16 protein-coding genes are annotated in these 16,848 nt (G+C 43.9%); 8 read left to right on the top strand and 8 right to left on the bottom strand.

Annotated features, from left to right (window positions below):
- Positions 1 to 16: 16 nt before the first annotated feature.
- From J1N09_RS11930 to J1N09_RS11950, 5 genes are all read right to left on the bottom strand, one after another.
- Positions 17 to 619, bottom strand: a complete 603-nt coding sequence (locus J1N09_RS11930; protein ID WP_265200451.1) for a hypothetical protein — start codon at positions 617 to 619, stop codon at positions 17 to 19.
- A 211-nt stretch (positions 620 to 830) separates the two neighbouring features.
- A complete protein-coding gene (locus J1N09_RS11935; RefSeq protein WP_265200453.1) occupies positions 831 to 1,340 on the bottom strand; it encodes a DinB family protein in 510 nt (169 codons plus the stop codon).
- A gap of 45 nt (positions 1,341 to 1,385) precedes the next feature.
- On the bottom strand, positions 1,386 to 2,882 hold the full coding sequence (locus tag J1N09_RS11940) for a hypothetical protein (RefSeq protein ID WP_265200455.1): 1,497 nt from the start codon (positions 2,880 to 2,882) through the stop codon (positions 1,386 to 1,388).
- A gap of 69 nt (positions 2,883 to 2,951) precedes the next feature.
- Complete coding sequence (locus J1N09_RS11945; RefSeq protein ID WP_265200457.1) at positions 2,952 to 3,239, bottom strand: hypothetical protein; 288 nt, start codon at positions 3,237 to 3,239, stop codon at positions 2,952 to 2,954.
- Positions 3,240 to 3,280: 41 nt separating this feature from the next.
- A complete protein-coding gene (locus J1N09_RS11950) occupies positions 3,281 to 4,522 on the bottom strand; it encodes a hypothetical protein (RefSeq protein WP_265200459.1) in 1,242 nt (413 codons plus the stop codon).
- A gap of 203 nt (positions 4,523 to 4,725) precedes the next feature.
- Here J1N09_RS11950 and J1N09_RS11955 point away from each other — a divergent pair, with 203 nt between their 5' ends.
- The 5 genes from J1N09_RS11955 to J1N09_RS11975 are packed head-to-tail and all read left to right on the top strand — an operon-like array spanning position 4,726 to position 7,870.
- Positions 4,726 to 4,953 (top strand): ferredoxin family protein, encoded by a 228-nt coding sequence (locus tag J1N09_RS11955; RefSeq protein WP_265200461.1) that lies wholly within the window; start codon positions 4,726 to 4,728, stop codon positions 4,951 to 4,953.
- An 18-nt stretch (positions 4,954 to 4,971) separates the two neighbouring features.
- Positions 4,972 to 6,096, top strand: a complete 1,125-nt coding sequence (locus J1N09_RS11960) for a 3-methyl-2-oxobutanoate dehydrogenase subunit VorB (protein WP_265200462.1) — start codon at positions 4,972 to 4,974, stop codon at positions 6,094 to 6,096.
- Complete coding sequence (locus J1N09_RS11965) at positions 6,050 to 6,832, top strand: thiamine pyrophosphate-dependent enzyme (protein ID WP_265200464.1); 783 nt, start codon at positions 6,050 to 6,052, stop codon at positions 6,830 to 6,832. Before J1N09_RS11960 ends, J1N09_RS11965 begins: the two co-directional genes overlap by 47 nt.
- Positions 6,829 to 7,404 (top strand): 2-oxoacid:acceptor oxidoreductase family protein, encoded by a 576-nt coding sequence (locus tag J1N09_RS11970; RefSeq protein ID WP_265200465.1) that lies wholly within the window; start codon positions 6,829 to 6,831, stop codon positions 7,402 to 7,404. Before J1N09_RS11965 ends, J1N09_RS11970 begins: the two co-directional genes overlap by 4 nt.
- A 55-nt stretch (positions 7,405 to 7,459) precedes the next feature.
- Positions 7,460 to 7,870 (top strand): cyclic nucleotide-binding/CBS domain-containing protein, encoded by a 411-nt coding sequence (locus tag J1N09_RS11975; protein WP_265200466.1) that lies wholly within the window; start codon positions 7,460 to 7,462, stop codon positions 7,868 to 7,870.
- A gap of 228 nt (positions 7,871 to 8,098) precedes the next feature.
- On the opposite strand, the gene J1N09_RS11980 is transcribed toward J1N09_RS11975, so the two are convergent.
- The 3 genes from J1N09_RS11980 to J1N09_RS11990 all read right to left on the bottom strand — a co-directional run bounded on the left by J1N09_RS11980 (position 8,099) and on the right by J1N09_RS11990 (position 10,749).
- Positions 8,099 to 8,983, bottom strand: a complete 885-nt coding sequence (locus tag J1N09_RS11980; protein ID WP_265200467.1) for a mechanosensitive ion channel family protein — start codon at positions 8,981 to 8,983, stop codon at positions 8,099 to 8,101.
- A 61-nt stretch (positions 8,984 to 9,044) separates the two neighbouring features.
- Positions 9,045 to 9,965, bottom strand: coding sequence for a mechanosensitive ion channel family protein (locus J1N09_RS11985; protein WP_265200469.1), 921 nt, complete (start codon positions 9,963 to 9,965; stop codon positions 9,045 to 9,047).
- Between the two features lie 52 nt (positions 9,966 to 10,017).
- Positions 10,018 to 10,749 carry a sulfite exporter TauE/SafE family protein gene (locus J1N09_RS11990; protein WP_265200471.1) on the bottom strand — a complete coding sequence of 244 codons (732 nt, stop codon included), beginning with the start codon at positions 10,747 to 10,749 and terminating at the stop codon, positions 10,018 to 10,020.
- A 349-nt stretch (positions 10,750 to 11,098) separates the two neighbouring features.
- Here J1N09_RS11990 and J1N09_RS11995 point away from each other — a divergent pair, with 349 nt between their 5' ends.
- Genes J1N09_RS11995 through J1N09_RS12005 form a run of 3 tightly spaced genes read left to right on the top strand, consistent with a single transcriptional unit; the run spans position 11,099 to position 16,481 of the window.
- Positions 11,099 to 14,764 carry a hypothetical protein gene (locus J1N09_RS11995; RefSeq protein ID WP_265200472.1) on the top strand — a complete coding sequence of 1,222 codons (3,666 nt, stop codon included), beginning with the start codon at positions 11,099 to 11,101 and terminating at the stop codon, positions 14,762 to 14,764.
- Between the two features lie 20 nt (positions 14,765 to 14,784).
- Positions 14,785 to 15,708 carry a zinc ribbon domain-containing protein gene (locus J1N09_RS12000; protein WP_265200474.1) on the top strand — a complete coding sequence of 308 codons (924 nt, stop codon included), beginning with the start codon at positions 14,785 to 14,787 and terminating at the stop codon, positions 15,706 to 15,708.
- 11 nt (positions 15,709 to 15,719) lie between these two features.
- Positions 15,720 to 16,481 (top strand): hypothetical protein, encoded by a 762-nt coding sequence (locus J1N09_RS12005; RefSeq protein ID WP_265200475.1) that lies wholly within the window; start codon positions 15,720 to 15,722, stop codon positions 16,479 to 16,481.
- Positions 16,482 to 16,848 lie beyond the last annotated feature (367 nt).

Below are 16,848 nucleotides of genomic sequence, written 5' to 3' on the forward strand. Positions count from 1 at the left end.
CAATACTTCTCTGATCCTACTCGCAATCACCTGAACCGGTCCATGTGGTATTTTTTCCTGAATTTCCTTCTGTCCAGTACCCTTTAAAGGATGTTGCCGACGTAAAAGTAAAAACCACTTTACCTGAACGACTGCTATTTGTTCTTCCCCAGGTTCCCTCATATACCCAGACGCCTTCTTTTTTGAAAAGTTTTCCTGAAATTGTTTTTGTAGTGGATCCGTAATAACCTTCACCCCAATGAATTTTGCCGTAGGTAGAACTCCAGGCACATGACAAGTCAGGCTGAGGAACATCGCAAGGTGTGCATTTCCAGGTTCCGTCCGGCTCATCATCGAAGTAGCGGCCAAATCTTCTTTGTTGAGCGGTCGCCTCTGCCCAGGTCACACCGGTAACTATGGGTGCCATGGTTCCGTATTCGAGATTGGCTACAATATTCGGATCTGTGGTCATTGCTACGCCATATGTTACCCAGCACGGATCCATGCACGGAGATAATCTTTCACCCACGCCGGATGCATATAAGCCCCATACAGGTGCATTGGGATCTGCACCAACTTGGGCAAATGATATTGAAATACATGTAATAAATAAGCCGATAAGGAGGATGGTCTTTTTCATGAATCTGTGTTTAGATGGATTAACATAAGTAATTGGCAAAAACCATTAAAAATGGTCAGAAACATTGTGCAATTATACTATGACTAGTAGGGGATAGTAGTCTCAATCTTAGATAAATATAACAAAATTGGGCGAAAAGAATTTATACCACCTTTTAAAGATTAATAATTCTAATATTCATAATCAGTGGCCTGAAGCTTAGTGTACCAGCCTACCATGAACCTGCGTAGGACAGAGGTTCATTTGTGGATTGTTGCAGATAAGCGAACTTTACCTTAAGGATCTGCCTGATGTGAATGTAGTCATGCGCCAGCCAATTGGTAAGGAAGAGTTCGGCGGACATAGGCCCTAATTTCGGGTGTTGATAGGAATTATCCCAATTAGGTGCTTTAAGGGAGCTCAACCATTTTAGGGACCTTGATCGTTCTTCTGAAAATTTATCTAGCATGACCTGGAAATCCTGCCCTATGTAATTCCGAGCCTTGACCAAATCCAAAGGATCAAAGGGTGGCATGGGTTCATTCGGACATTCAAGCACATGTTTCACCCTGGCTCGAAAATCTTCACATTCTTCATCGTGAAGATGACAAACGATCTCTAACAGGCACCATTTGTCTGGTGCCGGTTTCCAAAGCACCATCTCTTTGGAGCTGTCTTTCAGCAGATCATGAAAGACCTGTGAATTCCTTGTGAGTTCGCTAATTATTTTATGATGATCCATACTTCAGAAATAAAGATACGGAGAATGCCCCTATTAACTCATACATTACTCCAGCACCAAAAAACGACGCTCTGTCCAGGAATCACTTAGCATAATAAAACGTCCGTTCACATAATTTCCATTATGCGGAATGTACAATGTTTTACCTTTATTATCCTGTATTCTTTTAATTATTACCTCTCCATTCGCATCATATTTGAAATCGTAGAGTGTTGTTGGGCCAAAAAAACTCTTAGTGGCACGGGTTCGGCCGTCGTCCTTTTGCTTTAAGTTAGTGGCGGCATTAGCTAAAACATGCAAATTATTATCCTTTACAAAGGCATTATAGGTAGCTCTTGAATCATTTTTAGAAATACTTCGTCCCCATTGCATGGTCCCTGCTTTATCAAACTTAATTATTACAATATTCCCATAGTATGGTGTTGATTGGTACGCACCACCTAGTACACCGGCGGCTGGAGGTAAGGCACCATGGGTTCCCGGAGAATATTCCTCGGCTAGTAAATAGCTGTTCTTTTCGTCGTCTTCAAGTATATAGTTCACAATAAAACCGTATAATTCCTTACCCTTCCTTTTCTTCCTCTCAGCTCGATTTTTACCATAGATGCCTTCGTAGACTTCAGTTGGTAAACCTTGCAATTTAATTTCAGATAAGCTAAGATCAAACATGTCAATATGGAAGTTACACACACCTTTGATCCTATTGTCGCCAGATTCAGAATAAAAACCATAAAAGTTGAGTTTCCTATCCATTTGAATCGATTTCACAACGTTTATGTACTTGTCCGCCTTCTGAATCCTGACTTCAGTTACATTGTCTGCCGAATATTTCTCGAGGCGGAAGTGACGGTTTTCAATAGATATCTCCATCTCCGTCTCTTCATTGTAATACGATTCTCCCAGAATAAAAACATTCAATTCGTCGTCCAGGTATGACTCAAGTACACTGTAGAATTTGTTCTCATTTCGGCTGGTTTGTTTACTGAACACCTCCTCCAGAGTCTCAGCATTAAAGACAGTCACCTGAAAATAGATCATATTCCGGTTGATGGTAAATGAACTAACCGAAAAAAACTTCTCATCAGGAGATAATGCAACGCTGGTTCCTCTTTTGTTTGAAAATAGCCCCATTTTTTTATCCACGTTCCAACTAGTAAGATCAATCCTATTATGCGACTTTTCTTCAAAATTCATTTGATAGCATGAAAGTACAAGCTCATCTTTTTCCGGATAACTTTGGGTGAACACCTTAATTTCGTTATTATAAAATATTTCCCCCACAACCTGCTCTCGTCGGGCCTTTTTTATCTCTTCAGTATGGATATTTACCAACCGCTCGTCAAATAGATCAAAATAGATTCGCTTATTGTCATGTCGGATAAATCCCGTCTTTCCATCTGGTGAAGTATGAACCGCCAGTATGCTGTCTATCTTATGCGCATCCCTGTATTCCGGACTGCGATAGATGTCAAATTCGGATCGGTTTTGTGAATAACAAGACAGACTGATTAGAATGCAGAGCGCGAAGTGAATTTTTTTCATACGTAACGAAGATACATGCTAGTTTCAAAAAATAACATTAGATACCTAGAAATATAGATTGATTCTAGATCAACTGCCCGCGATTGGTGTTCCGAAGAGCCCCACAGCCAATTCGGCCCAAACGAGCATGAAGACAACCACCACTGCAGCGATAAGTAATATTTTTGAGGTTTTCTTTCGTATTCGTTTGCCGATCATATTGATGAGCAATCCCATCGCCAGTAGCAATGCGCCCATGATCACAAAATCCATTACGCCCCAGTTCACTTCATCCGTGAACTGCATGGCTGTGAAAGGGATGAGGAGCAGAATTATCACTGTTCCAATAATGATGAGAAGTCGTTTGGTAAGAGTCATGTTTAAAACTATTGAAATTATCTTGTTTTATTACGAATGGGTCATGTGGTCAAATCTGAAACTCTTACACCGTCGAAATCCGCGAACTCAGCCGGTTCCCTGGATACAATTGCTTGCGGGATATTTTCAAGGAGTATGTCAAATGCCTCTGGATCCAGCTGAGCGATAAAATCGGCAAAATAATTCCTTCTAGCCTCATCCGGGAAATACCTTCGGTTCATTTTAACTATGGCTTTCAGCATGGGCAAATAAGGTTGTAAGTCGGTAGTGGTCGATGCCGCTTCACTATCTATCCACGCGATTGGAACTTTGATCACTGAACCTTTTTTAACCAGCTCGGACCGTAGTAGGAGTTCTATATCGAAAGCAAATTTCTTTTCAATAAGATTATCTATTATTTCTGAAACCATTCTGGCTTCAAATGCCTTAAAACCACATTGGGTATCCACTACATGCCCTAAATTCGGAATGAGTCGTTTCCATAGATAGATAAACAGCTTTCCTCTATCGTTTCGCGCTCCTTTTTTAATAACCACCGATTCCTTTTCCCTTCTGGAACCTATTGCCACCGCTTTGTTTTTATGCTGAATAGGATCGATCAGCAGCATGAGCTGCCCTAAATGCGTGGACAGGTCAGCATCGGTATAGACCACTACATGATCTTCCTTTCCATGCCTTCGCACCGCATCCCACATACCGTAGACTATGGAACCGCCTTTCTGACTCTCATTTGTTGAGTTCAACTGCTTAGCGGGAGCATATCCTTTGGCAATCGCCTCTTCCAGGAACAACACTCGAACCTGTTCACCGAGATCGTTCTCTTTTATGATTTCTTCGGCTATTTTACCGCTCCCTTCCGGGCATCCGTCGTCTACTACCATCAATTCCCAGCTAATTTGCGGTGTATCACTGAACAACCATTCCAGCTGTCGAACCTTTTTTAAAAGGAAATCCTCTCCATGAGGATGTTCACTGCTCTTGAGTATTCGGTTGTGCTCCTTGTAGACGGCAAAAACAACTGAAACATGTATGGTTTTTTTCACTTCGGAAGCGAGCAGTTTGGATCGTACAATTTTCAGGGCAAGCAAAATGAATATTAGCGAAGGATCGTTCTTTTCTATGAGTTGGCTTTCGATGGTTTCTATATCCTTTATACTGGAAACCTGCTCCAAAATTGATTCTACGGTCTCAATGATCAATTCCGAATGCAGATCACTGGTAAGGTCAACTTCCTTAGGGTTGGATTCTATTATTTTATGGATAAACTGCGCTAGATCTTTCACTGGACATTCGGTTTAAACAATCGACATGGAAGAAGTACTCTAAAAGTACATAATTCGCCACTTTCAGAGTATTAAAACTAGGTAAAAATCACAAGCTCTCAAATTAATCGTAACTGATAATTATCATAGTTAATTCATCAAAACCTGCCTAATTTTCAGAATCTTAAAAATAACCTGCAAGAATTGCATCTAAAATTAAGAATATGGCAAAAGTAAGAGGAGCTATCGTAGTCGACACTGAAGCCTGTAAAGGATGTGAAGTTTGTATTCCGGTTTGTGGGCCAGATGTGATAAGCATGTCCCAGGAAGTGAACCGCAAGGGTTATCACTACGCTTATATGAGCGATCCTGAAGCCTGCACCGGATGTACTAACTGCGCTATCGTTTGCCCGGACAGGGCGATAGCAGTGTATCGAGTTAAGGTAGCATAACTAAAGTAAAACGAAATTATGTCTGAGTTAAGATTAATGAAGGGTAACGAAGCACTGGCCGAGGCGGCTATACGCGCCGGAGCCGACGCCTACTTTGGTTACCCCATCACACCTCAATCGGAGGTGATCGAATACCTGATGACAGAACGCCCCGAGGAACGCACGGGTATGGTTGTGCTTCAGGCTGAAAGTGAAGTAGCCGCTATCAACATGGTTTACGGAGCGGCTGGTACGGGAAAAAAAGTGATGACCTCATCCTCTAGTCCCGGGATCTCCCTGAAAATGGAAGGTATTTCCTATCTGGCGGGAGCGGAACTTCCTGCTCTTATTGTTAACGTAGTACGTGGTGGTCCTGGTTTAGGGACTATCCAACCTTCGCAAGCGGATTACTACCAGGCTGTGAAAGGTGGAGGCCACGGCGACTATCATATGTATGTCCTGGCACCGGCTTCGGTTCAGGAAATGGCCGACTTCGTCTCTGATGGCTTCGAAATGGCATTTAAGTACCGCACACCTGTAATGATACTTTCCGACGGGCTAATTGGCCAAATGATGGAGAAAGTGGTGCTGAAAGATGAGCAAAAGCGATTGACCGACGAAGAGGTAGCCGAGCGTTATGGCGACTGGGCTACGACTGGTAAAAAAGACAGGGAAAGAAACATCATTACTTCCTTGTACCTGGAACCTGAGCGAATGGAACAACGCGTAAGACGTTTGATGAAAAAATACGAACGCATGGAGCAAGAAGATATGCGTTATGAAACTATTTTCTGCGATGATGCCGAATATCTTATCGTAGCCTACGGATCGAGCGCACGTATCGCTCAAAAGACCGTCGAGCTTGCTCGTAAGAAAGGAATTCGCGCCGGACTTCTACGTCCGATCACGCTTTTCCCATTCCCAACGAAACCATTGAACAAACTGGCGGACCAGGTAAAAGGTGTGCTCAGCGTTGAAATGAATGCAGGGCAAATGATAGATGATGTTCGCCTGGCAATAGAACACAAGGTGCCGGCAGAGCACTTCGGAAGAACCGGTGGTATCATTCATACCCCTGAAGAAATATTAGAAGCATTAGAACAAAAAATCGTGAAAGATGGAAGTATTAGACATCATACGACCCGAGAACCAAGTCTTTTGTAAGACCAAATTAATGACCGACACTACCTTGACGTATTGTCCGGGTTGTGGTCACGGGACAGCACATAATATCGCCATGGAGGTGATCGATGAACTTGGTATCGCCGAGGATACTATCGGTGTAGCTCCCGTAGGATGCTCGGTATTTGCCTACGATTTTATGAACGTGGATATGACCCAGGCAGCTCACGGGCGTGCACCTGCGGTAGCGACCGGTATCGCCAGGATTTGGCCCGAGAAATACGTCTTCACCTACCAGGGAGATGGTGACCTTGCCGCCATAGGTACTGCCGAGACCATTCACTGCTGTAACAGGGGTGAGAATATCGTGGTGCTCTTCGTGAATAACGGGATCTACGGGATGACCGGTGGCCAGATGGCACCAACCACTTTGCCAGGTATGCGAACCTCTACGTCACCATACGGACGTGAGATTGACACCATGGGATCACCTATCAAGATGAGTGAACTGGTGGCCAATCTGCCCGGAACCTATTATGTGACGCGGCAGTCGGTACATACACACAAACATGTGCGCAAGGCCAAGAAGGCGATTAAGAAGGCGTTTGAGAATACACGATTGAAGAAAGGCTTATCCTTCATTGAGATCGTTTCCAATTGTAATTCCGGATGGAAGATGACGCCAAATGAATCGAATATATGGATGGAGGAAAATATGTTCCCATACTATCCACTAGGTGATATTAAGGTAAATGGAAAAATAAAACAAGTAGCATGACACAAGAAATGATCATAGCGGGATTTGGTGGCCAGGGAGTATTGTCCATGGGAAAGATCTTAGCCTATGCAGGGATGCTGCAAGGTGAAGAAGTATGCTGGATGCCGTCTTACGGACCCGAAATGCGAGGTGGAACCGCGAATGTGACGGTGATCTTAAGTGACGACCGTATTAGTTCGCCATACCTAAAGGTATACGATACCGCCATTATCCTGAACCAACAATCCATGGATAAGTTTGAAAATGCCGTAAAACCGGGAGGTATATTGATCTACGATCCCAACGGCATTGTATCACATCCAACGCGGAAAGACATTAGGATCTTCCGGGTAGATGGTTATAAACTTGCAACGGAAATGGGTAACAGAAAGGTATTTAATATGATATTGTTGGGTGCATTCCTGAAAATACGCCCGGTAGTGACTATTAAGAATGTTCTCAAAGGACTAAAAGAATCCTTACCGGAACGCTACCATCACTTGTTACCATTGAACGAAGAAGCAATTACCAAGGGTATGGAGAACGTGTTCCCTTACGACGTTGAGAAGGCGTTAACCGCGGAACACGTCTAGCCTTTGGAAAACCAATAGGCGGGAAAGCCGCCCAATAAACATAAAGACTAAAATTATGAGTATACAGGTAAAAGACTTTATGACCACATCGGTGCTCACCGCAGCGGGTAATACCACTGTAGGTGAAGTGCGTACGCTGATGAAAAGGGAAGGGATACACGCCCTTCCGATAGTAGAAGCGATCCCATTAGGTGCGTTAAACATTCGAGGTATAGTGACGGCCACCGATCTCTGCCTTGAAATGGACGATTCCCGTATCATTGAAGAGGTGTTGAAACCGGGATTGGTACATGTGATCCCTCCGAACACCAATGCCCAAAGTGCAGCAAAGAATATGCTGAAGCACAAGATACACCACCTGGTGGTAATGGATGATGGAAAGATAGTTGGGATGATAAGTTCCCAGGATTTTGTTAAGCTAATTGCGAATTATGCGTTGGACACGAAAACGGATACAGTTATCTAGAGCCTCACGAGGGGCGGCACTGGTATTACCCATGGTAATCGCCGGTCATCGTAGTCGGTTAAGTCCGATGCTGGAAGTACGTCCGATAAAATCGGTCGAGTAGGACATAGCATGTCATAATGATATATTGATTTACCTGTATATCAGTATAGTTGATTTATTTAAGTTCAACCCGGTTCAGGCCGGGTTGTTTTACTTTTATATTGATCTGAATGAATTTAAAGAACCCTATGTTGTTTCCTCCTTCGAGAGTCGCAGCTTGTGATCTCTATACATTTTGTGCTCCAGCACCTGAGAAGGCATTTCAATTCCATTGCTGTCTAAAATGCTTTTGACATCCGTTATCACTTTACTTCGGATGGTATGACCCAGGTAACTGTCCGGTAATTTCTTATTCGACATTATATCCACCCAGAACAAAACCTGGAGATCGGTAGTGAATTCGCCGAGTTCCTGAACAAGGACATAGGGTGCGGGTTTCTTCAGCACTTCTTTATTTGTTCCGAAGTAATCCATAATAAGTTCACGGGTCTGGTCCAGAGAACATTCCGGGGCGATCCCAATATTAAATTCTATACGTAGAAATCCGTCCTTCGTATAGTTTATAAGTGTATTCTTTATGATGGTGGCGTTTGGAATATAAATGTCCTTTCCTTCAAAATTCCGAAGGTGGGTGAGACGAAGATCAAGATCTTCCACCTTCCCTTTATACGTATCCACCTCGATGATGTCTCCAATCTCGAAAGGTCTTTTAATTGCCAGTATGATTCCGGAAAGGAAGTTCTCACCAATATCTTTGAAAGCAAAACCTATGATAATGGCTCCAATTCCCGCACCGGCTACCAAACTACCCGCTACTGCACCAAAGCCTACAATATTCAACCCGATAATTAATCCGAAAATGTAAAACGACCATTTAACAGACTGGGAAATGAAATTCGAAATGATACTGTCCTGCCATTTACGCTGTATCCGTTTTCCCAGGATGATATAGAACAATTTACCCAGCAAAATAAACAGCACAATTACTATTAGTGCCGTTATGATCTTTGGGAGCAAATTAGTTAGCTCTATATAGTATTCTTTAAAGATCGTTCCGAGATCTATTGTCATCTTATTTCAGTTTTAAAGTGAATAAATTATGGTAGCCTTCAGGCTTCGCTTGTTGGATTCGTCACTGTTTTTTAATGTCCAGTTGTACTTCGGGTAAACCAACCAATTCAAATGTAGCCGAAGCAAGGGACACCTTGCCTTCCGTAGCTTGCAGGCCTTCATTTATTTGTTTGAATAAGGCACTTTTTGTCAGTCGCCTTTTTTTGTAATCAACTACATACCTGAGGGTGAACTCTATCCAGTTATCGGTTAGTTTTATTGAAATTGTAGGTTCAACATTGGCGTCTTCAATAAGATATTTTTTAACCATTTTCTTCCAATGTTCTTTAGCGAATTTGGTGTATTCAGCCAGCATGGTTTGCGCGTTTTCCAATACGATCTGCTGGGCTAATTGAACGTCTGAACCATATTTGACCGGTAAGATGATCTCATCCCAAACAAAAGGGAAGTCGGTCGAATAATTGTGCACATTGCCTTTGAAAACGAAGGCGTTACTCACCTGCACAATACGACCACTGTAATTGTCACTATTGGACCATTGCCCGATTTCCATCAGTGTTGTTTTGGTAATGCTTATATCTATCACATCGCCTTTCACATTGTTGATCTCTATACGATCACCTGGGTTGTAGATATTGGAAGCGAAAATAGCGATCCATCCGGCTATACTCAGTATCACCTCCTGAAGGGCAAACGCCAGACCGGCGCTTATGAGTCCGATGGCAATGGTAAAGTACTGTACGTTACCGGTAAAAGTAATAATGGCCAGCAGTACAACAAGTGTGTAACTAAAAAGTCTTACAACCTTACGTGCACGATAACGCATAGTGTTATCGGCAACCGTTCGGGTGATTGCTTTTCGGACTAGCCAGGTGACAAAAATGATAAAAAACGTCCACAGCAGGAATTGGGCGAGCTGTATCAGGAGATCGCTTGATTCAAGGCTTTTGAATTCCAGTAAAATACGTTCAAATTCTTTCATTTCTGAATAGGTTTACTGCCTCTAAATGTATTGTAAGGCCCTGATTCCGTGATTACTTCAATAGTATATTAAAGATAGTGACTATTCCTATTATAAGGATGAAGAATAGAGACAACTTTCGGAATTTATCCTGAGGTATATATTTTAAAATCCGTTTGCCAATATAGGAACCCAGCAAACCGATAACAAAAAGGAAAGGCACATATTTCAGATCATGAGCATGGATATACCCATTGTTGTAATAGACAAAGGTTCGGGAGAAATCGATCATAAAGTCGATAAATGCCGATGTGGCGATGAATACGCTTTTTTCCAGGTTGAAGGCAGCCATGGTGAGGCCTCGGATAGCCCCTCCCGTTCCCAGGAAACCGGCTGAAAAACCGGATGCAGAGCCTCCCAGGATAGCGTTCCTTGTTTTGGGGCTGATCACAATCTTATTGAAAATGATGAAAAGCAGGCTGAACGCGATCAGGAAGATCCCCAGGATAAGTTCCAGGTAGTTGCTCTGAAAGATCTTGGATAGATAGCCCCCAACGATCACAAATAGTACTGAGGGAACTCCTATGGTGAGTAATAATTTCTTATTCAGCCCTTTCTTGAACAGCATGATCTTGCTGAGGTTGCTCGAAAGGTGAAAGAGAGCCGTTAGTCCCAGCACCGAATAAAAATCGAAATAGAAATTCCCAAGTGGTACGAAGAACACAGAAGAACCAAATCCACCTATAGTCCCGATCACCTCTGCCACCAGGGCAAGTAACAAGAAGATGTAATTAATATCCTTCATTGGGACCGATCTGCCAATTAAAAGAATTTAACCGCCGTACCAATTGATAGTACCGTGCATTAAAGATACTAAACGCCTGTTGTTCGAGGCGTGTTTAAAGTATTTATTCTGAATTTTCATGCATGAAACCAAAATCCGAAAACCTCGTGTGGGATGAATGATCAATACCTTGAATTTTGTCATGTCCTCCACAAAAATTACAATGTTTTTTTAATTATTTATTCACTTCTGATGAATATCATTGCGTAGATTTTGATATGCGCTTAGTTTTATTCTGGCTCATGTGAAGTTCGTTCCAGGGACTGTCTGCATGGCCTTTTGCTGTTAGTAACGGGTTAAATTTAGCTCCATGAATAGATCCGCACCTCTTCGAAAAACGCTGCTTTTTTCACTACTTTTCTTATACACATTACTTTCATTTGCTCAAACAGTTCGTATTACCCACCCCGGGAATTTATCCGATTCCTGGATCTACAATCCGAATTCCACAGATACTAGTTATTCTGTCTACTATACCAGCAATCTCAATATGGGGCAGGGAGATGATGTAGCTCAATTATTCCTGAATTACCTGGGAAACACTGGAGGAATCAGGATCGGTGCTTCAGGAGCACCCCCCAGTTCTTTTTACAATGCTTATGTGGTTGATTATGAATATCCGCAGTACGTTGAGGCGGTCCAGGAATATAACCGGCAAAACAATGCCATCTTATCCTATGAAGAGTACTTCAAAAGAAAATACCCGAATAACCGGGCTCCCAATGTGCAAATGGGTGAGATAAGTGGCAGGACTACGATTTTTTATGCGGATAGGTCAGACCCTAATCACGTAGAATATTGCTATTTTATTTTTCTGAACAACAACCTCGGTGTGTTCATTAGATCTGGTGTGAATTACATCAAGGACAAAAGTCCATTGACGTTCAGACAGTACCAGGATCTAATGTTCCAGCATGTGCAGGAATTGGAGTTTGAACTTATCGATGCGCCTCCGCCAACAACAACACCTTCCAGTTCCGATAACGACGGTATTATCTGGGTAGTGGTGATAGGGGCAGTCATCATTGCTTCCGTGATTGGTTTGGCCAAACTTTTAACCAAGTCAAAACCAAAGAAACAGCCGGAAAAAACCAAACCCCAACCAAAACAGCAAAAACAAAAGAAGCAGCAGAAAAAACAGACCTATTATGTGCTTCAATTGAACCAGGGTGAATTTGCCCTGGACCTTCAGAAACCACAAACCCTGGAGGCCAAGGTTTGGAGGGTTACCGAAAAGGATAAAAAGGTAGTTAGTGCGAATATCAGCGTTCAGAATTCAGAAAGAGCATTGAAGATCATGCCGTTTACCACTGTTGGAACACTTAACAGTACGCTTACCCTTTTAGATAAACCGCAAAACAACGAATTTAAAATAACGGTTTTCGCATCAGCCGCGGGTAGCAATCACAAGGCGGAAGTGCTAATAAAAGCAAGCACAGAGAAGAAATTAGTAGTTAAGACCTCGCCTAACAACAAGCGGAGCTTACGCCCCAACTTAGACTTAAAACTGGGCTGCTATGCCAAGGTTGTGGACGAACGGGGCGATGACATGCCTGATCTCACTGCTGAAATACAATTCAAAAAACAAAGTGAGTGGCTGGACCTTTCGGAAGCCGTTGAAGACGATGGTTGGAAGGCCATTAATATTGAAGCTTCAGATCCGGATGCCAATGCGGCTGTGTCCCACCCACCGGAATCGGTTGTGGTTTCAGTACTCATGGAGAAGGTGCCGGAAGATGAGCAAATTTTACAAGAAGACATAGAGATACAGTTGCTGGATTGTAAGATAGATACCAGTGTAGATACCCACGATCTGAACTTTACCGCTTCAGGAGAGAAAACAGAGCTTAATTTCGATGCCTTTATTGAAGGCTGTGATGGCAGCGAACCTTGGGATTTCAAAGCCTCGTATCAAAATGACGAAGGGGAACCTGATACGGCACTTTCCCTGGTGTCTGTCCTGAAAGTATCCGATACCAAAGCGAAAGTAACGCTGGTGGGGCCTGAGATAATTCCTTCAGAGGATGAGCAGTCCATTCAGAAAAAACTGGTGATCTCCGCACAGCAAAAGGACGAAGAACCGCTGGAACGACACCTCTATGTGTACGTATCCCACGAAGGACTCTACATTACCAAAGGGCTCGATAAAAAAGGGGAGTTGGCATACCTGGCCAAGGGAGATATTCAGAAGGAACTGGAATTCAGCCTGTATTATCTGAATGAGAATACAAACAAGCTGGAAGTCGATGCCGCAGCCTTAAAGAACCTTACTTTCGAACTGCAGGGTGATAAGCTGGTGCACAGGAATATAGACCAAGCCATGCAAACTGAGTTTGTTTTCGACAGCCTGGTCACCACAATCCCTCGTGCCAGGTATTTCTACAATGCCCCGCTGAAGTTCCCCGGCTTTGGTGATGTCCACGAACTCCTTTACAAGGTTTCGGCTCCGGTTACAGAAACCGATCGTCCGGAAGCCTTCGAAAAGATACTGAAACTGAAAGTACAGACCTATGGTATAGGTGAGAAGTTCCCGAAATGGCGGGAGGCATACGATAACTGTATTAAGGCTATTTACCTGGTTCCGGAGTCGGACCAACGCAAGCAACTCCTGGAACTGCTAGAGCGCCACAAATACAAGATGGATATAGAGGGAATGGTGGAATTCCGAAGGAAGATATGGAGTGCCGCCCACGACCTCATGATCAACAAAAGGGATGGTTACCTCGCCATCGCCAACTGGCATACAGCAATAATCGATACCCTGGAATGGGTAGTTTGGATGGGCGATATTGCCTTCCAGGTAGTTGTGGCGACCTACACCGGCTCCTTTGCGGGCTTTGCTGCCAGCGCTTTTAAAGAAACGGCGCTTACCGGTTACAAGATGGCGATAGAAGGTAAGTCGGTGGATGAATACATCGACGCACAACTGGAAACCTATAAACAGATGGTGTACAGTGCTTCAAAAGGTCAGATCGTAAGCACCCGCACCATCGAAAAGTTCTACAAAGGCAGTAAGACCAAGGTATGGGCCATCTACGCGGTTGCCACCTTTGCTATGGCATATAAACGACTGGGATCCGTGCCTGAAGCAGCCAAGTTCACTGCTCGCCAGTTGAGGGATGAGGCCATTATTAGGTTCTTGCAAGGAAAGGTGATGAAGCAGAAGGCCCAAAAAACCGCAGATGCCAAAGCAGAGAAACTAGCGAAGAAGATCAGGAAAGGCAAAGGGGACTATGAAAAAGCAGGACATCCACCTGATGTGAGCGGTTATACCAGTGCCAGTATGAAGGCCATTCAGAGGATCGCTAATAAGCTAAACATTAAGATAATCACAAGGCCTACCAATGCGGCGGCACGAAAACTTTTGAAATCAGGCCAGGCCGTTCCCAAGAAGATGTTCGTAAAGAATAAGACCATTAGCGAACTGGACACCTACATCGGAGCCAAGAAAGGGAATATTGGAAAAGTGGGTAGTTTCCACCCTGAATTCAACAAGAAAATGATGAAGAACCTGTCGCCGGCCAAACGGGATGCAATAGTCAAACGCTACAAACAAAGGCACAGGGAGTGGCAGAATCAAAAAGATCACATCGAGAAGTATACCGATGCCGGAAAACTACATGTTGAAGATGGAGTGGTTTATTCCGGAAAAAAAGGGGGAAAAGGCAAACCCTTCACAGGCGACATTGATATTTTCGATATCAGGGGACCGAATGGCGAACGCCTCACCCGAGCACAGTACGATCGGGCCATAAAACACCTGGTCGATTCGGGTGTGACCAATGTTGAACACGGCGCACACCTGTGGTGGGAGTATATGAAAACCGGCAGTTCGAAGGATATCAAAGTAAACAAAGGTATATACAAGAAGATCGCTAAGGGACATTCTAAGGGAGGAGAACCTCTGGTAGAATTTGAACCCGGAAGCGGGGGAGGCGTTAAGATTAAAACGATATTCTACAAAGGGGCCGCATAACTGAAAAATGGAAAACAACTATGAGGGAAGTTCAATTTACCATGGAAGAAAGGAAAAAGCTGGTCGCAGATTTCTACCGACTCAGGAGCCAGGTTGAAGACCTGACCAACCAAATGGAGGAGAACCCTGGGGATGAGGCATTGCAAGTTCGTTTGGACGAGGAATACGACAGGGCCATGGCTGAACTCGAAGAGATTTCAGAGACTTACACCAATGGATTGCCTCGAATTGAGATATCCCGCTGTCCATTTACCGGGGAATCCTATAGTTTTTCCTGCGACACGAACGGACTGGACGGCCCCTGGTGGGATGCTGAAAAACCCTTGCGGGCAGTGGATGAGGAAAGTGAAACTTATTATGCACTCACCGGGAGTGTGAACATCATAGGCGCAGCGCCGGATATTCCATTTGCTGTAAAACCTGGTCCCGCCGTGCCCTGGGTTTCACCACGACTCCTGGAGAACGAAGATATCTGCGCAGTGTTGTCGCACCTGAAAGTTGGATTGTACGATGCCTATGTAGTGGTCTATTTTTCCAAAGACAGGAGCTATGAGATAGAGCGGATCAATACCTGGGGGACCGATGCTTACTTTTCGCAAGATATTGACGGAGCAGCGGTGATGGGAAGCACCTTCGACGAACCCGCCGATTACGATTTCGATATCGCCCCATGGATAGAAAAAGGAAAATTGAAATGGATTCCGATAGGTGATAAGACCCTCGAACTGCAGGATAGTATAGAGAATTGTCCTTACCTCGATATTGACGGTTATACCTATCCTGTTTTACTTCGGAATAAAATTCTTGAAAACTCCATGATCACTTTGGACCTGGACGATGAAGAAGTATCCGAAGAAAAAGAGATCAACTTTTGCCCGGAATGTGGTGCTGATGTCGAGCCCGAGAGTAATTTCTGCGCAAAATGCGGACATAAACTACGCTAAAGAAGTATAGGATGGAAAGACATAAAAACATAGCAACCTCAGATCTTTCGAGGATCAACAGCAAGATGAAGGTTAAAAACAACCAGTTGGGCATTGTGAAATGGTCCCTGATCATTGCCGGGATCATGCTGGTGATCATAATAGTAGCCTTTATGGACCTGGAAATACTTCCGGTGCATCCAGCCATCTCGGTCCTAAGTTTTTTCGTGTTCGTGGTAACCCTTGTCGTTGCCCTGATGTTCAGGGGACGGGCTAAGAAGTTGAAAAAGCTTATCACAGGTGAGAATATAGTGGCTGCCTGGAGCCTGACTTCCGAAGAAAAAAAGGCCTACGCCGAGCAAATGGTAAAACACGAAAAGCAAAAGAACCGGGTGATGTTTGGAGTGACGACTGTCCTTATATTGCTGATATTTGGTGGGTTCATACTATTTATCGAAGATGGAAAGGGGTTTATGGCCCTTGTGATGGTGGGCCTTATAGCCATATTGGCACTATTCGCATTCGGAATGCCCGTTTACTACGAACGCAGAAACCTGAGAGGGGACGGGCAGGTACTCGTTGGGAAGAACTATGCCTACGTAAACGGTATCTTCCACAACTGGGATTACCCGCTTTCGGGACTAACAAAAGCCTGGAAAATGGAAAAACCCTTTCACGGCCTCGGACTCGTATACTACTATACCGATCGCACATTAACGAACACGGAGGAACTGTTCATTCCTGCGCCGAAGGAGGTAGATGTTGAGGCAGTTGTTGATGAGTTGGAGGGCTAAAGTCATAGGAACCTAAAGCCTGTCATTCCGAACTTGATTCGGAATCCTTCTAAGACTAAAGATGCTGAATCAAGCCCGCCATGACCTTCGGGCAGGTTCAGCATGACAAATCCAGACATAAACGAATCAACTGATTATTGTCCAGTGTCGGGTGTCCGATGTCGAGCATCTACTTAACAAATAGTACTACCTAAAATTTTTATCTTCATTTTCTTTGCTCGTCCAAAGAAAACGAAGCAACCCGCCCGAATGTACCGTTCGGTACGGGCGGGAAGAAAAGACGCCTTTTCGTAGGTATTTTTAGGCTGAAAGCCTAAAACCATTCGTAATTTCCTAAAATCACTACAAGGCTTCGCGATTTCTTAAC

The organism is Aureitalea sp. L0-47 (assembly GCF_026126405.1).
Classification (GTDB): Bacteria; Bacteroidota; Bacteroidia; order Flavobacteriales; family Flavobacteriaceae; genus Pukyongia.

Excerpts from the sequence above, each read along its gene's own strand:
- J1N09_RS11965 (WP_265200464.1), top strand. The coding sequence starts at position 6,050 with ATGGAAGTATTAGACATCATACGACCCGAGAACCAAGTCTTTTGTAAG.
- J1N09_RS11995 (WP_265200472.1), top strand. The coding sequence starts at position 11,099 with ATGAATAGATCCGCACCTCTTCGAAAAACGCTGCTTTTTTCACTACTT.
- J1N09_RS11960 (WP_265200462.1), top strand. The coding sequence starts at position 4,972 with ATGTCTGAGTTAAGATTAATGAAGGGTAACGAAGCACTGGCCGAGGCG.
- J1N09_RS12000 (WP_265200474.1), top strand. The coding sequence starts at position 14,785 with ATGAGGGAAGTTCAATTTACCATGGAAGAAAGGAAAAAGCTGGTCGCA.
- J1N09_RS11945 (WP_265200457.1), bottom strand. The coding sequence starts at position 3,239 with ATGACTCTTACCAAACGACTTCTCATCATTATTGGAACAGTGATAATT.
- J1N09_RS11930 (WP_265200451.1), bottom strand. The coding sequence starts at position 619 with ATGAAAAAGACCATCCTCCTTATCGGCTTATTTATTACATGTATTTCA.
- J1N09_RS11975 (WP_265200466.1), top strand. The coding sequence starts at position 7,460 with ATGAGTATACAGGTAAAAGACTTTATGACCACATCGGTGCTCACCGCA.
- J1N09_RS11970 (WP_265200465.1), top strand. The coding sequence starts at position 6,829 with ATGACACAAGAAATGATCATAGCGGGATTTGGTGGCCAGGGAGTATTG.
- J1N09_RS11955 (WP_265200461.1), top strand. The coding sequence starts at position 4,726 with ATGGCAAAAGTAAGAGGAGCTATCGTAGTCGACACTGAAGCCTGTAAA.
- J1N09_RS11990 (WP_265200471.1), bottom strand. The coding sequence starts at position 10,749 with ATGAAGGATATTAATTACATCTTCTTGTTACTTGCCCTGGTGGCAGAG.
- J1N09_RS11940 (WP_265200455.1), bottom strand. The coding sequence starts at position 2,882 with ATGAAAAAAATTCACTTCGCGCTCTGCATTCTAATCAGTCTGTCTTGT.
- J1N09_RS12005 (WP_265200475.1), top strand. The coding sequence starts at position 15,720 with ATGGAAAGACATAAAAACATAGCAACCTCAGATCTTTCGAGGATCAAC.
- J1N09_RS11980 (WP_265200467.1), bottom strand. The coding sequence starts at position 8,983 with ATGACAATAGATCTCGGAACGATCTTTAAAGAATACTATATAGAGCTA.
- J1N09_RS11985 (WP_265200469.1), bottom strand. The coding sequence starts at position 9,965 with ATGAAAGAATTTGAACGTATTTTACTGGAATTCAAAAGCCTTGAATCA.
- J1N09_RS11935 (WP_265200453.1), bottom strand. The coding sequence starts at position 1,340 with ATGGATCATCATAAAATAATTAGCGAACTCACAAGGAATTCACAGGTC.